25 protein-coding genes are annotated in these 14,097 nt (G+C 41.0%); all 25 read left to right on the top strand.

What is annotated here, in order from left to right:
* The first annotated feature begins 105 nt into the window (after positions 1 to 105).
* The 25 genes from AC0L0O_RS29140 to rpmD all read left to right on the top strand — a co-directional run bounded on the left by AC0L0O_RS29140 (position 106) and on the right by rpmD (position 14,084).
* Positions 106 to 354, top strand: a complete 249-nt coding sequence (locus AC0L0O_RS29140; RefSeq protein ID WP_000121830.1) for a 50S ribosomal protein L7ae-like protein — start codon at positions 106 to 108, stop codon at positions 352 to 354.
* A gap of 114 nt (positions 355 to 468) precedes the next feature.
* Positions 469 to 891 carry a 30S ribosomal protein S12 gene (gene rpsL, locus AC0L0O_RS29135; protein WP_001142340.1) on the top strand — a complete coding sequence of 141 codons (423 nt, stop codon included), beginning with the start codon at positions 469 to 471 and terminating at the stop codon, positions 889 to 891.
* 29 nt (positions 892 to 920) lie between these two features.
* A complete protein-coding gene (gene rpsG / locus AC0L0O_RS29130) occupies positions 921 to 1,391 on the top strand; it encodes a 30S ribosomal protein S7 (protein ID WP_001137493.1) in 471 nt (156 codons plus the stop codon).
* 207 nt (positions 1,392 to 1,598) lie between these two features.
* Positions 1,599 to 3,677: an elongation factor G gene (fusA, locus tag AC0L0O_RS29125; RefSeq protein ID WP_000090364.1), complete on the top strand. Its 2,079-nt coding sequence runs from the start codon at positions 1,599 to 1,601 to the stop codon at positions 3,675 to 3,677.
* Positions 3,678 to 3,794: 117 nt separating this feature from the next.
* Entirely contained in the window at positions 3,795 to 4,982 is a 1,188-nt protein-coding gene (gene tuf / locus AC0L0O_RS29120) for an elongation factor Tu (RefSeq protein WP_001029614.1), read from the top strand.
* A gap of 398 nt (positions 4,983 to 5,380) precedes the next feature.
* Complete coding sequence (gene rpsJ / locus AC0L0O_RS29115) at positions 5,381 to 5,689, top strand: 30S ribosomal protein S10 (RefSeq protein WP_001040596.1); 309 nt, start codon at positions 5,381 to 5,383, stop codon at positions 5,687 to 5,689.
* Between the two features lie 34 nt (positions 5,690 to 5,723).
* Positions 5,724 to 6,356: a 50S ribosomal protein L3 gene (gene rplC, locus AC0L0O_RS29110; protein ID WP_000160207.1), complete on the top strand. Its 633-nt coding sequence runs from the start codon at positions 5,724 to 5,726 to the stop codon at positions 6,354 to 6,356.
* A 25-nt stretch (positions 6,357 to 6,381) separates the two neighbouring features.
* Positions 6,382 to 7,005: a 50S ribosomal protein L4 gene (gene rplD / locus AC0L0O_RS29105; RefSeq protein WP_001127258.1), complete on the top strand. Its 624-nt coding sequence runs from the start codon at positions 6,382 to 6,384 to the stop codon at positions 7,003 to 7,005.
* On the top strand, positions 7,005 to 7,295 hold the full coding sequence (rplW, locus tag AC0L0O_RS29100; protein WP_001205558.1) for a 50S ribosomal protein L23: 291 nt from the start codon (positions 7,005 to 7,007) through the stop codon (positions 7,293 to 7,295). Before rplD ends, rplW begins: the two co-directional genes overlap by 1 nt.
* Before the next feature lie 28 nt (positions 7,296 to 7,323).
* Positions 7,324 to 8,154: a 50S ribosomal protein L2 gene (gene rplB, locus AC0L0O_RS29095; protein WP_000511580.1), complete on the top strand. Its 831-nt coding sequence runs from the start codon at positions 7,324 to 7,326 to the stop codon at positions 8,152 to 8,154.
* A gap of 60 nt (positions 8,155 to 8,214) precedes the next feature.
* Positions 8,215 to 8,493 carry a 30S ribosomal protein S19 gene (rpsS, locus tag AC0L0O_RS29090; RefSeq protein WP_000124453.1) on the top strand — a complete coding sequence of 93 codons (279 nt, stop codon included), beginning with the start codon at positions 8,215 to 8,217 and terminating at the stop codon, positions 8,491 to 8,493.
* 17 nt (positions 8,494 to 8,510) lie between these two features.
* Positions 8,511 to 8,852: a 50S ribosomal protein L22 gene (gene rplV, locus AC0L0O_RS29085; protein WP_001148025.1), complete on the top strand. Its 342-nt coding sequence runs from the start codon at positions 8,511 to 8,513 to the stop codon at positions 8,850 to 8,852.
* 3 nt (positions 8,853 to 8,855) lie between these two features.
* Positions 8,856 to 9,515, top strand: a complete 660-nt coding sequence (gene rpsC, locus AC0L0O_RS29080) for a 30S ribosomal protein S3 (RefSeq protein ID WP_000529956.1) — start codon at positions 8,856 to 8,858, stop codon at positions 9,513 to 9,515.
* A gap of 1 nt (position 9,516) precedes the next feature.
* A complete protein-coding gene (gene rplP, locus AC0L0O_RS29075) occupies positions 9,517 to 9,951 on the top strand; it encodes a 50S ribosomal protein L16 (protein ID WP_000928969.1) in 435 nt (144 codons plus the stop codon).
* Positions 9,941 to 10,141, top strand: a complete 201-nt coding sequence (gene rpmC / locus AC0L0O_RS29070) for a 50S ribosomal protein L29 (RefSeq protein ID WP_000855718.1) — start codon at positions 9,941 to 9,943, stop codon at positions 10,139 to 10,141. Before rplP ends, rpmC begins: the two co-directional genes overlap by 11 nt.
* A gap of 20 nt (positions 10,142 to 10,161) precedes the next feature.
* Positions 10,162 to 10,425: a 30S ribosomal protein S17 gene (gene rpsQ, locus AC0L0O_RS29065; RefSeq protein WP_000004106.1), complete on the top strand. Its 264-nt coding sequence runs from the start codon at positions 10,162 to 10,164 to the stop codon at positions 10,423 to 10,425.
* A 43-nt stretch (positions 10,426 to 10,468) separates the two neighbouring features.
* Positions 10,469 to 10,837, top strand: a complete 369-nt coding sequence (rplN, locus tag AC0L0O_RS29060) for a 50S ribosomal protein L14 (protein WP_000615912.1) — start codon at positions 10,469 to 10,471, stop codon at positions 10,835 to 10,837.
* A 38-nt stretch (positions 10,838 to 10,875) separates the two neighbouring features.
* Positions 10,876 to 11,187 (top strand): 50S ribosomal protein L24, encoded by a 312-nt coding sequence (rplX, locus tag AC0L0O_RS29055; protein ID WP_000558200.1) that lies wholly within the window; start codon positions 10,876 to 10,878, stop codon positions 11,185 to 11,187.
* Positions 11,188 to 11,213: 26 nt separating this feature from the next.
* Positions 11,214 to 11,753 (top strand): 50S ribosomal protein L5, encoded by a 540-nt coding sequence (gene rplE / locus AC0L0O_RS29050; protein WP_001080831.1) that lies wholly within the window; start codon positions 11,214 to 11,216, stop codon positions 11,751 to 11,753.
* A 33-nt stretch (positions 11,754 to 11,786) separates the two neighbouring features.
* A complete protein-coding gene (gene rpsN / locus AC0L0O_RS29045; protein ID WP_001085700.1) occupies positions 11,787 to 11,972 on the top strand; it encodes a 30S ribosomal protein S14 in 186 nt (61 codons plus the stop codon).
* A gap of 29 nt (positions 11,973 to 12,001) precedes the next feature.
* Complete coding sequence (gene rpsH / locus AC0L0O_RS29040; RefSeq protein ID WP_000245511.1) at positions 12,002 to 12,400, top strand: 30S ribosomal protein S8; 399 nt, start codon at positions 12,002 to 12,004, stop codon at positions 12,398 to 12,400.
* A 32-nt stretch (positions 12,401 to 12,432) separates the two neighbouring features.
* Positions 12,433 to 12,972: a 50S ribosomal protein L6 gene (gene rplF / locus AC0L0O_RS29035; RefSeq protein ID WP_000086558.1), complete on the top strand. Its 540-nt coding sequence runs from the start codon at positions 12,433 to 12,435 to the stop codon at positions 12,970 to 12,972.
* 31 nt (positions 12,973 to 13,003) lie between these two features.
* Positions 13,004 to 13,366 (top strand): 50S ribosomal protein L18, encoded by a 363-nt coding sequence (gene rplR, locus AC0L0O_RS29030; protein ID WP_000628816.1) that lies wholly within the window; start codon positions 13,004 to 13,006, stop codon positions 13,364 to 13,366.
* Positions 13,367 to 13,387: 21 nt separating this feature from the next.
* The gene (rpsE, locus tag AC0L0O_RS29025; RefSeq protein ID WP_000554646.1) at positions 13,388 to 13,888 is read left to right on the top strand and encodes a 30S ribosomal protein S5; all 501 of its coding nucleotides are present in this window, start codon (positions 13,388 to 13,390) and stop codon (positions 13,886 to 13,888) included.
* Positions 13,889 to 13,901: 13 nt separating this feature from the next.
* Positions 13,902 to 14,084 carry a 50S ribosomal protein L30 gene (rpmD, locus tag AC0L0O_RS29020; RefSeq protein WP_001085234.1) on the top strand — a complete coding sequence of 61 codons (183 nt, stop codon included), beginning with the start codon at positions 13,902 to 13,904 and terminating at the stop codon, positions 14,082 to 14,084.
* The last annotated feature ends 13 nt before the right edge of the window (positions 14,085 to 14,097 follow it).

Below are 14,097 nucleotides of genomic sequence, written 5' to 3'. Positions count from 1 at the left end.
GTCGTAAATTTTGTATAAAAACAGTTAATCCTAGTTGACATTGTATGAGTCAAAATGTTACTATAAGCAAGGTTGCTCCTGAACGATGCTTTGGAGGATATTTATATGTCTTATCAAAAAGTGTCAAATGCTGAAAATGTAGTCGTTGGTCATAAACGTACATTGGAAGCAATCAAAAATGGTATAGTTAAAGAAGTTGTCATTGCAGAAGATGCTGATATGCGGTTAACCCATGTTATCATTCGCACTGCATTGCAACATAACATACCCATAACCAAAGTTGAATCAGTTCGTAAACTTGGAAAAGTTGCGGGGATTCAAGTGGGAGCTTCAGCAATAGGAATAATAAGTTAAAACTGTTTTTGTGAGGAGAGAGCATTTGCTCTCCCTTGCAAAAACTTTGTTTTCAACTAATAATGAACCACCTGGATATGTGGTCATACAAACATGCGAAGGGAGGATAATCAAATGCCTACTATTAACCAATTAGTGAGAAATGGTCGTACTGATAAAGTATGGAAATCTAAATCACCTGCGTTAAACAAAGGTTTTAACTCTTTAAAGAAAAAATCAACTGATATCTCTGCACCTCAAAAACGTGGTGTATGTACTCGTGTTGGTACAATGACTCCAAAGAAACCTAACTCAGCGTTACGTAAATATGCTCGTGTTCGTTTAACAAATGGTATTGAGGTAACAGCATACATCCCAGGTATCGGTCACAACTTACAAGAGCACAGCGTAGTATTAATTCGCGGTGGTCGTGTAAAAGACTTACCAGGGGTACGTTACCACATCGTTCGTGGTGCGCTTGATACAGCTGGTGTTGACAAGCGTATGCAAGGCCGTTCTAAATACGGTACTAAAAAGCCTAAAGCGGCTAAGAAATAATAACTTTTTAATGAAAGGAGGAACTCAATATGCCTCGTAAAGGACCTGTTGCAAAACGTGACGTGTTACCAGATCCAATGTACAATTCGAAGCTAGTAACACGCCTTATCAACAAAATGATGGTTGACGGTAAAAAAGGTAAATCTCAAACAATTCTTTATAATGCGTTCGATATCGTAAGCGAACGTACTGGTAAAGAGCCAATGGAAGTATTCGAGCAAGCTCTTAAGAACATTATGCCTGTTCTTGAAGTACGCGCTCGTCGTGTTGGTGGTGCTAACTACCAAGTTCCAGTTGAGGTTCGTCCAGAACGCCGTACAACTTTAGGTCTTCGTTGGTTAGTAAACTACGCTCGTCTTCGTGGTGAAAAAACTATGGAAGAGCGTCTTGCTAACGAAATCTTAGATGCAGCTAACAACGCTGGTGCATCTGTTAAGAAACGTGAAGACACTCATAAAATGGCAGAAGCTAACAAAGCATTTGCTCATTACCGTTGGTAGGATTCAACGTAAAATAAATGTAAGCATAAACCGCTTTATTTGTCGCTTATGGAAGTGTGGAGAGGGAGAATGCCTCTCCCTTTCGTTGGGCGCTCGTTTTACATAATGAGGGTACTGGACATACTGACATGTGTAACAATATAAAGTGGCTTTTTTGCTACTTAAAATAAAAAATCCAATCCATATATGGAAGGAGCAAGACACCAAATGGCAAGAGAGTTCTCTTTAGAAAACACTCGTAATATTGGTATCATGGCTCACATCGATGCTGGTAAAACAACAGCTACTGAGCGTATTCTGTACTACACAGGACGTATTCACAAAATCGGTGAAACTCACGAAGGTGCATCTCAGATGGACTGGATGGAGCAAGAGCAAGAGCGTGGTATCACAATTACTTCTGCTGCAACTACAGCACAATGGAAAGGTCACCGTGTAAACATCATTGACACTCCAGGTCACGTAGATTTCACAGTAGAAGTAGAACGTTCTTTACGCGTACTTGATGGCGCAGTAGCAGTACTTGATGCACAATCTGGTGTAGAACCACAAACAGAAACTGTTTGGCGTCAGGCTACTACTTACGGCGTACCTCGTATCGTATTCGTTAACAAAATGGATAAAATCGGTGCAGATTTCTTATACTCTGTAGGAACAATCCACGATCGTTTACAAGCAAACGCACACCCAATTCAGTTACCAATCGGTGCTGAAGATGAGTTCAATGGTATCATTGACCTTGTTGAAGAATGTGCTTACATGTACGGTAACGATTTAGGAACAGACATTCAACGTGTTGAAATTCCTGAAGAGCATAAAGAACTAGCTGAAGAATACCGTGGAAAACTTATTGAAGCGGTAGCTGAGCTTGATGAAGAAATGATGATGAAGTACCTAGAAGGTGAAGAAATCACTGTAGAAGAGCTTAAAGCTGGTATCCGTAAGGCTACAACTTCTGTAGAATTCTTCCCAGTAATCTGTGGTTCTGCATTCAAAAACAAAGGTGTTCAAATTCTGTTAGACGCAGTTATCGACTACCTACCATCTCCATTAGACGTACCTGCTATTAAAGGTATCGTTCCTGATACAGATGAAGAAGTAGAACGTAAGTCTAGCGATGAAGAACCATTCGCAGCTCTAGCATTCAAAATCATGACTGACCCTTATGTTGGTAAGTTAACATTCTTCCGTGTGTACTCTGGTGTGTTAAACTCTGGATCATACGTGAAAAACTCAACTAAAGGTAAGCGTGAGCGTGTAGGTCGTATCCTACAAATGCACGCTAACAGCCGTGAAGAGATCTCAACAGTTTACGCTGGTGATATCGCTGCTGCTGTAGGTTTAAAAGATACTACTACTGGTGATACTCTTTGTGACGAGAAGAGCCTTGTTATCCTTGAGTCTATGGAATTCCCAGAGCCAGTTATCTCTGTAGCTATCGAACCAAAATCAAAAGCTGACCAAGATAAAATGGGTACAGCATTATCTAAGCTTTCTGAAGAAGATCCAACATTCCGTGCTCACACTGACCAAGAAACTGGCCAAACAATCATCGCTGGTATGGGTGAACTTCACCTTGATATCATCGTTGACCGTATGCGCCGTGAATTCAAAGTTGAAGCAAACGTTGGTGCTCCTCAGGTAGCATACCGTGAGACTTTCCGCGCTGCTGCGAAAGTTGAAGGTAAGTTCGCTCGTCAATCTGGTGGACGTGGACAATTCGGTCACGTTTGGATTGAGTTTGAACCTAATGAAGAAGGTAAAGGATTCGAATTCGAAAACAAGATCGTCGGTGGTGTTGTTCCACGTGAATACATCCCAGCTGTAGGCGCAGGTCTTGAAGATGCACTTAAAAATGGTGTACTTGCTGGATATCCAGTAGTAGACATTAAAGCTGCATTAGTTGACGGATCTTACCATGATGTCGATTCATCTGAGATGGCGTTCAAAATCGCTGCATCTATGGCACTTAAAGCTGCGGTTTCTAAATGTAACCCAGTAATTCTTGAGCCAATGATGAAAGTTGAAGTTGTAATTCCTGAAGAGTACATGGGTGACATTATGGGTGACGTAACATCTCGTCGTGGACGTGTAGAAGGTATGGAAGCTCGCGGTAACGCTCAAGTTGTTCGCGCTATGGTTCCACTTTCTGAAATGTTCGGTTATGCAACGTCATTACGTTCTAACACTCAAGGACGCGGAACATTCTCTATGGTGTTTGACCACTATGAAGAAGTACCAAAGTCTGTTTCTGAAGAAATTATCAAAAAAAATAAAGGTGAATAATTGATTTTTATCGATTCTTCACGTATAACTACTTATGTAAGCTTAGAAAGTGGGACGCAAGTTTCGCTTTCTAGCCTAAATATAAAATAACCTATATAAACTAAGGAGGAATTTAGAATGGCTAAAGCTAAATTCGAACGTTCTAAACCCCATGTTAACATCGGTACAATCGGCCACGTTGACCATGGTAAAACTACATTAACTGCTGCGATCACTACAGTACTTGCAAAAGCTGGTGGTGCTGAAGCACGCGGATACGATCAAATCGATGCTGCTCCAGAAGAAAGAGAGCGCGGTATCACAATCTCAACTGCACACGTTGAGTACGAAACTGAAACTCGTCACTATGCACACGTTGACTGCCCAGGTCACGCTGACTATGTTAAAAACATGATCACTGGTGCTGCTCAAATGGACGGCGGTATCTTAGTAGTATCTGCTGCTGATGGCCCAATGCCTCAAACTCGTGAGCACATCCTTCTTTCTCGTCAAGTAGGTGTACCTTACATCGTTGTATTCTTAAACAAATGCGACATGGTAGACGACGAAGAATTATTAGAATTAGTAGAAATGGAAGTTCGCGACCTATTATCTGAATACGGATTCCCAGGCGACGACATTCCTGTAATCAAAGGTTCTGCTCTTAAAGCTCTTCAAGGAGAAGCTGATTGGGAAGCAAAAATCATTGAATTAATGGCTGAAGTTGATGCTTACATCCCAACTCCAGAACGTGAAACTGACAAACCATTCTTAATGCCTGTAGAGGACGTATTCTCTATCACAGGTCGTGGTACAGTTGCTACTGGTCGTGTTGAGCGCGGTATCGTTAAAGTTGGTGACGTAGTAGAAATCATCGGTCTTGCTGAAGAAAATGCTTCTACAACTGTAACTGGTGTAGAGATGTTCCGTAAACTTCTTGACCAAGCTCAAGCTGGAGACAACATCGGTGCTTTACTTCGTGGGGTTGCTCGTGAAGACATCCAACGTGGACAAGTACTTGCAAAAAGCGGTTCTGTAAAAGCTCACGCTAAATTCAAAGCTGAAGTTTTCGTATTATCTAAAGAAGAAGGTGGACGTCACACTCCATTCTTCGCTAACTACCGTCCTCAGTTCTACTTCCGTACAACTGACGTAACTGGTATCATCCAATTACCAGAAGGTACTGAAATGGTAATGCCTGGTGACAACATCGAAATGACTATCGAACTTATCGCTCCAATCGCTATCGAAGAGGGAACTAAATTCTCTATTCGTGAAGGTGGACGTACAGTAGGTTACGGTGTAGTTGCTACTATCGTTGAGTAATCTTAACAGATATAAAAAACCCCGAGGGATTTTCCCTTGGGGTTTTTGTTTGCGTTTATATAATAAATGAAATCATATTTTTATGTTTTGACGAGTTTCTTCTATAATATATAAAAAGTAATAAACAAAACCCAGAAACTGTAAAATGAATTCTAGTAGATGAAAACTTGAAATTCTTTAAAGTGCCATGTATAATAGCAAAAGTAGAGAAAAGCAGATGCAAACAAAAAGATGCTTGCATCTAGACGAATAACATTGTATAATAGACAATGTTGGTCTTTGACTGCGATGAAGTGGAAGGTTGCTGACACACCCGGCCGCTTTGCCATGGCATGGTGTGGGGAAATTTCCATGGAGAAGGTCTATTTTAGAAATAGGCGAACGAAGGAGGGAAAATAATGGCAAAAGAAAAAATTCGTATCCGTTTAAAAGCTTACGATCACCGTATTCTTGATCAGTCTGCTGAGAAAATTGTAGAAACAGCTAAGCGTTCTGGGGCAACAGTTTCTGGTCCGATCCCATTACCAACTGAAAAAACTGTTTACACAATTCTTCGTGCTGTTCATAAGTACAAAGATTCTCGTGAGCAATTCGAAATGCGCACGCACAAACGTCTAATCGACATCGTGAGTCCTACTCCACAAACAGTAGATTCATTAATGCGTTTAGACTTACCATCTGGTGTAGATATCGAAATCAAACTATAATTTATATAACTTAAAAATGTAGGAGGTGTAACTCATGACCAAAGGAATCTTAGGAAGAAAGATCGGTATGACTCAAGTATTTGCTGAGAACGGTGAGTTAATCCCAGTAACAGTTATCGCTGCTAATCCAAACGTTGTTCTTCAAAAGAAAACAACTGAAACTGATGGCTACAACGCAATCCAGTTAGGATTTGAAGATAAACGTGAAAAGTTAACTAACAAACCTGAACAAGGCCACACTGCTAAAGCATCTACAACTCCTAAGCGCTTCATTCGCGAAATCCGCGATGCAGACGTGGACGGATTAGAGGTTGGTCAAGAGGTAAAAGTTGACGTATTCGCTACAGGTGAAATCGTTGATGTAACAGGAATTTCTAAAGGTAAAGGTTTCCAAGGTGTTATCAAACGCCACGGACAATCTCGCGGACCTATGTCTCATGGTTCTCGCTATCACCGTCGTCCAGGTTCAATGGGCCCAGTTGCTCCGAACCGTGTATTCAAAGGCAAAAAACTTGCTGGACGTATGGGTGGAGACCAAGTTACTATCCAAAACTTAGAAATCGTTCAAGTTGACACTGAGCGCAACTTATTATTAGTAAAAGGTAACGTTCCAGGTGCTAAGAAATCTCTTGTAGTTGTTCAAGGCGCTGTGAAGGTTAGCAAATAATTCACAATAGGAAGGAGGAATTCCAATGCCAAAAGTTACTGTATATAACCAAACTGGTTCACAGGTTGGTGAAATCGAATTAGCTGAAGCTATTTTCGGTATCGAACCAAATGAAGCTGTACTTTTCGAAGCTGTAATGATGCAACGTGCATCTTTACGTCAAGGTACACACAAAGTAAAAACTCGCTCTGAAGTTCGCGGTGGTGGTCGTAAACCATGGCGTCAAAAAGGAACTGGACGTGCTCGTCAAGGGTCTATCCGCTCTCCTCAATGGCGTGGTGGTGGTACGGTATTCGGACCTACACCAAGAAGCTATGCGTACAAACTTCCTAAGAAAGTTCGTCGTTTAGCAATCAAATCTGCATTAGCTACTAAAGTAGTTGAGAACAACATTGTAGTTCTTGAAGACCTAGTGTTAAATGCACCAAAAACAAAAGACATGCTAGCAGTACTTAAAGGATTAACTGTTGAGAAGAAAGCTCTTATCGTAACTGCTGATGCAAACGAATCTGTAGAGTTATCTGCTCGCAATATCCCTGGAGTAACAGTAATCACTGCTGATGGCGTAAACGTTTTAGACGTGCTTCATCATGATAAGCTAATCATGACAAAAGCGGCAGTGGAAAAAGTAGAGGAGGTGCTTGCATAATGAGAGATCCTCGTGATATCATTAAGCGCCCAGTTATCACTGAACGTTCTATGGAAATGATGGCTGAAAAAAAATACACGTTCGATGTGGACGTTAAATCTAATAAAACAGAAGTTAAAGATGCTCTTGAAGCGATCTTTGGTGTTAAAGTAGAAAAAGTGAACATCATGAACTACAAGCCGAAAGCAAAACGCGTTGGTCGTCACGCTGGTTTTACTAGCCGTCGTCGTAAAGCAATCGTTAAGCTAACTGCTGACAGCAAAGAAATCGAAATCTTCCAAGGCGTTTAATTCTTACTAAAGAAGGAGGGAAATTGAGATGGGAATTAAAAAGTATAATCCAACTACTAACGGTCGTCGTAACATGACTACGAATGATTTCGCTGAAATCACGACTGACAGACCCGAAAAGTCTTTACTTGCTCCTTTAAGCAAAAAGGCTGGTCGTAATAACCAAGGTAAAATCACTGTACGTCATCAAGGTGGCGGACATAAGCGTCAATACCGTATCATCGACTTCAAACGTAACAAAGATGGAATTCCAGGACGCGTTGCTACGATCGAATACGATCCAAACCGCTCTGCGAATATCGCATTAATTAACTACGTTGACGGTGAAAAACGTTACATTCTTGCTCCTAAGAACTTAGAAGTAGGTATGGAAATTATGTCTGGCGCTGAAGCTGACATTAAAATCGGTAACGCATTACCATTAATCAACATTCCAGTAGGTACTGTTGTTCATAACATCGAGCTTAAACCAGGTCGTGGTGGACAATTAGTTCGTTCTGCTGGTACATCTGCACAAGTACTTGGTAAAGAAGGTAAATACGTTCTTGTACGTTTAACTTCTGGTGAAGTGCGTCTTGTATTATCTGCTTGCCGTGCAACTGTAGGTCAAGTTGGTAACGAGTCACACGAACTTATCAAGATCGGTAAAGCTGGTCGCTCTCGCTGGTTAGGTAAGCGCCCAACTGTTCGTGGTTCTGTAATGAACCCAGTTGATCACCCACACGGTGGTGGTGAAGGACGTTCACCAATCGGACGTAAGTCTCCAATGTCTCCATGGGGTAAACCAACTCTTGGATTCAAAACTCGTAAGAAAAACAAAGCGTCTGACAAATTCATCGTTCGTCGTCGTAAAAAATAATGGGATTGTAGTACGGTTCACTTTGAGAACCGTACGGCAATCACGAAGGGAGGCACCAAAATGGCTCGTAGCTTGAAAAAAGGACCATTTGTCGATGATCATTTAATGAGTAAAATTGCAAAGCTAAATGAAACTGAGCAAAAGCAAGTTGTTAAAACTTGGTCTCGTCGTTCAACGATCTTCCCTCAGTTCATCGGTCACACAATCGCTGTATATGACGGTCGTAAACATGTACCTGTATATGTTACTGAAGACATGGTAGGCCACAAGTTAGGTGAATTCGCACCAACTCGTACGTATAAAGGTCATGATGCTGACGATAAGAAAACTAGAAGATAATGAGAGGAGGCACTTCAATGCAAGCTAAAGCAGTAGCGAGAACAGTTCGTATTGCTCCTCGTAAAGTTCGTTTAGTTGTAGACTTAATCCGAGGTAAGCAAGTGGGTGAAGCGATTGCTATCCTTAACCACACACCAAAAACTGCTTCTCCAGTTGTAGAAAAAGTTTTAAAATCTGCAATCGCAAATGCAGAGCACAATTATGAAATGGACATCAACAGCCTAGTTGTTGAGAAAGTTTTCGTTGACGAAGGTCCAACGTTAAAACGTTTCCGTCCACGTGCAATGGGTCGTGCAAGCCAAATTAACAAACGCACAAGCCACATCACAGTTGTGGTATCAGAAAAGAAGGAGGGATAATCGATGGGTCAAAAGGTTAATCCAATTGGTCTTCGTGTCGGCGTTATCCGTGACTGGGAATCTCGTTGGTTCGCTGAGAAAGATTACGCTACATTATTACATGAAGACATCAAAATCCGTGAGTACATTAATGTACGCTTAAAAGATTCTGCTGTTGCTAAAGTAGAAATCGAACGTGCAGCAAATCGTGTAAATGTTACAATTCACACAGCAAAACCTGGTATGGTAATTGGTAAAGGTGGTACTGAAGTTGAAGCACTTCGTAAAGCTCTTAACCAATTAACAGGCAAGCGTGTACACATCAACATTTTAGAAGTTAAGAGAGCTGATCTTAACGCTAAATTAGTAGGCGAAAACATTGCTCGTCAATTAGAAAACCGTGTATCATTCCGTCGTGCACAAAAGCAAGTTATTCAACGTGCTATGCGTGCAGGTGCTAAAGGTATTAAAACACAGGTTTCTGGTCGTCTTGGCGGAGCTGATATCGCTCGTGCAGAATCTTACAGTGAAGGAACTGTTCCACTTCATACACTTCGCGCTGATATTGACTATGCAGCAGTTGAAGCTGATACAACATACGGTAAATTAGGCGTAAAAGTATGGATCTACCGTGGAGAAGTCCTTCCTACAAAAAAGAAAGCTTCTGAGGAAGGAGGAAAATAATATGTTAATGCCAAAACGCGTAAAATATCGTAGAGAGCATCGTGGTAAAATGCGTGGTCGTGCAAAAGGTGGAACTGAAATTGCTTTCGGTGAATTCGGTTTACAAGCACAAGCTGCTTCATGGATTACAAACCGTCAAATCGAAGCTGCTCGTCGTGCAATGACTCGTTACATGAAACGTGGCGGTAAAGTATGGATTAAAATTTTCCCTTCTAAACCTTACACTGCAAAACCTCTAGAAGTACGTATGGGTTCCGGTAAAGGGGCACCAGAAGGCTGGGTAGCAGTAGTAAAACCTGGGAAAATTATGTTCGAAATCGCGGGTGTATCTGAAGAGGTAGCACGCGAAGCATTACGTCTTGCAGCTCACAAGTTACCTGTGAAATGTAAATTCGTAAAACGTGAAGAAAATGGTGGTGAATCTAATGAAAACTAATGATATTCGTGAATTAACCACTGCCGAAATCGAAACAAAAGTTAAAGCTTTAAAGGAAGAGTTGTTTAATCTTCGCTTCCAACTTGCTACAGGACAATTAGAGAATCCAACTCGCATTCGTGAAGTGCGTAAAGCAATTGCTCGTATGAAAACTGTAGTTCGTGAAAGAGAGATCGGAATTAATCGATAAATTGAGGGGAGGTTTGCATAGTGAGCGAACGTAACCAACGCAAAGTTTATACTGGTCGTGTAGTGTCTGACAAAATGGACAAAACGATTACAGTTTTAGTTGAAACTTACAAAACTCATTCCTTGTACGGAAAACGTGTTAAGTATTCTAAGAAGTACAAAGCCCATGATGAGCAAAACCAAGCGAAACTTGGCGATATCGTTAAAATCATGGAAACTCGCCCGCTTTCTGCTACTAAGCGTTTCCGTTTAGTTGAAATCGTTGAAGAAGCGGTTATTATCTAAATAGACGAATCGGAATTTTTAGTCCGAAGGGAGGTTTCATAACATGATCCAACAAGAATCTCGTTTGAAAGTTGCTGACAACTCTGGTGCACGTGAACTTTTAACAATTAAAGTATTAGGCGGCTCTGGTCGTAAATATGCTAACATTGGTGACATTATCGTTGCTACGGTAAAACAAGCAACACCAGGTGGCGTTGTTAAAAAAGGTGACGTTGTTAAAGCAGTAGTAGTACGTACGAAGAGCGGAGCTCGTCGTCCGGACGGTTCTTACATCAAATTTGATGAAAACGCAGCGGTTATCATTAAAGACGATAAGAGCCCACGTGGTACTCGTATCTTCGGACCAGTAGCTCGTGAATTACGTGATAGCAACTTCATGAAGATCGTTTCTTTAGCTCCAGAAGTTCTATAATTTAAGGTATTGCCTTGCTAAGGAGGTGCAGAATTAAGATGCATGTAAAAAAAGGTGATAAAGTACAGGTAATCACTGGTAAAGACAAAGGAAAACAAGGCGTTATCCTTGTGGCTTTCCCAAAGCAAAACCGTGTTATCGTTGAGGGTGTCAATATCGTTAAGAAGCACTCTAAGCCATCTCAATTAAATCCACAAGGTGGAATTATTACTAAAGAAGCACCTATTCACGTTTCTAACGTTATGATTTTAGATCCGAAAACAGGTGAACCTACTCGTGTAGGCTTCAAAGTAGAAGATGGTAAAAAAGTTCGTATTGCAAAAAAATCTGGTGAATTATTAGATAAATAATTTTCTTAAGAAAGGAGGTCACTTCATTGAATCGCCTTAAAGAGAAGTTCCAAAAGGAAATTACTCCTGCTCTAGTGAGCAAGTTTAACTATAAATCTGTAATGCAGGTACCAAAAATCGAAAAGATCGTAATCAACACTGGTGTTGGTGACGCGGTATCTAACTCAAAAGCGTTAGACAACGCAGTAGAAGAATTAACACAAATCACAGGTCAAAAACCTGTTGTAACTCGTGCTAAAAAATCAATCGCTGGTTTCCGTCTTCGTGAAGGTATGCCAATCGGTGCGAAAGTAACTTTACGCGGCGAGCAAATGTATGAGTTCTTCGACAAATTAGTATCAGTTTCTTTACCACGTGTACGTGATTTCCGTGGTGTTTCTAAGAAATCATTCGATGGTCGTGGAAACTACACATTAGGTGTTAAAGAGCAACTTATTTTCCCTGAGATTGATTATGATAAAGTAAGCAAAGTCCGCGGTATGGACATCGTAATCGTTACTACAGCGAAAACTGATGAAGAAGCTCGTGAACTGTTAACACAATTCGGTATGCCATTCCAAAAATAATGGAAGCCAACGCTAAGTAGAGGAGGCGAAAACGTGGCTAAAAAATCTATGATAGCGAAACAAAAGCGTACTCCTAAGTTTAAAGTACAAGAGTATACACGTTGCGAACGCTGCGGTCGTCCGCATTCTGTATACCGCAAATTTAAACTTTGCCGTATTTGTTTCCGTGAACTTGCATATAAAGGTCAAATTCCTGGTGTTAAAAAAGCTAGTTGGTAAAACCCACAAATGGGAAGGAGGTAAAACACATGGTGATGACAGATCCAATTGCAGACATGCTTACTCGCATCCGTAATGCGAACATGGTACGTCATGAGAAATTAGAGGTTCCTGCTTCTAAAATCAAAAAAGAGATCGCTGAACTTTTAAAACGTGAAGGTTTCATTCGTGATGTAGAATACATCGAGGATAACAAACAAGGTATCCTTCGTATTTTCCTGAAATATGGTGCAAACAATGAACGTGTAATCACTGGATTAAAACGTATCAGTAAACCTGGCTTACGCGTTTACGCTAAAGCTGACGAAGTACCACGTGTACTTAACGGATTAGGTATCGCTCTTGTTTCTACATCTAAGGGAGTAATGACAGACAAAGACGCTCGTCAATTACAAACTGGTGGAGAAGTAGTAGCATACGTTTGGTAATATATATTTAAAACGAACGGAGGTGTGACCACATGTCTCGTATTGGTAAAAAGATTCTTGAAATCCCTGCAGGTGTTACTATTACAGTTGCAGAAGACAATACTGTAACAGTAAAAGGCCCTAAAGGTGAATTAACTCGTACTTTCAATGCTGATATGCTTATCAAAATTGAAGAGAATACATTAACAGTTGAGCGTCCATCTGAACAGAAGGAACACCGTGCATTACACGGTACAACTCGTGCTTTAATCGGAAACATGGTTGAAGGTGTAACTGAAGGTTTCGCACGCGGACTTGAATTAGTCGGTGTTGGTTACCGTGCTCAAAAACAAGGTGATAAACTTGTATTAAGCGTAGGTTATTCTCATCCAGTAGAAATGACTCCGGAAGCAGGTCTTGAAGTTGAAGTACCTGCACCAACTAAGATCGTAATCAAAGGTATCGACAAGCAACGTGTTGGCGAATTTGCTGCTAACATCCGTGCTGTACGTGCTCCTGAGCCTTACAAAGGTAAAGGTATTCGTTACGAAGGCGAAGTTGTTCGTCGTAAAGAAGGTAAAACTGCTAAGTAAACCCGTTAGGTGAGAGAAAGGAGTGACAAGAATGATCACTAAAGCTGATAAAAATGCGACTCGTAAGAAAAGACATGCACGTGTACGTGCTAAACTTACTGGTACTGCAGAGCGTCCACGTTTAAACGTGTTCCGTTCTAACCAACATATTTACGCTCAAGTTATTGATGATGTGAATGGTGTAACGTTAGTAAGTGCATCTACTCTTGATAAAGACCTTGCTCTTAACGGTACTAGCAATATTGAAGCTGCTACGAAAGTTGGAGAATCAGTTGCTAAGCGTGCTGTAGAGAAAGGCGTTAAAGAAGTAGTATTTGATCGCGGTGGTTACTTATACCATGGCCGTGTTAAAGCTCTAGCTGAAGCTGCTCGTGAGGCTGGATTACAATTTTAATGGTCAAAGGAGGGAAAATTGATGCATCGCATTGACCCAAGTAAATTAGAACTTGAAGAACGTGTAGTTACGATAAATCGTGTCGCGAAAGTTGTTAAGGGTGGTCGTCGTTTCCGCTTTGCTGCACTAGTTGTAGTTGGCGATAAAAACGGTCATGTTGGATTCGGTACTGGTAAAGCACAAGAGGTACCAGACGCAATCCGCAAAGCTATCGAAGACGCTAAGAAAAACTTAATCGCTGTACCATTAGTTGGTACAACAATTCCACACACAATCAACGGTCATTTTGGCGCTGGTGAAGTATTCTTAAAACCTGCTGCTGAGGGTACTGGTGTTATTGCTGGTGGACCTGTTCGTGCGGTCCTTGAATTAGCAGGTGTACAAGATATTCTTTCGAAATCTCTTGGTTCTAACACACCAATCAACATGATTCGCGCTACTGTGAACGGATTAAGCGAACTTAAGCGCGCTGAAGATGTTGCAAAATTACGCGGTAAATCTGTAGAAGAGCTACTAGGTTAAGGAGGGAAAACAAATGGCGAAAAAGTTAGAAATTACCCTCACTCGTAGTGTAATTGGTCGTCCACAAGATCAACGTGCGACGGTAGAAGCTTTAGGTCTTAAAAAGTTGAATTCAACTGTAGTTAAGGAAGAAACTCCTGCTATTCTTGGTATGATCAACAAAGTTTCTCACCTTGTAACTGTAAAAGAAGCTTAAGGATAACTCATTA

It is taken from the genome of Bacillus sp. GS3m_15504, from assembly GCF_055825275.1.
This window is presented reverse-complemented; position numbering and strand designations above follow the sequence as displayed.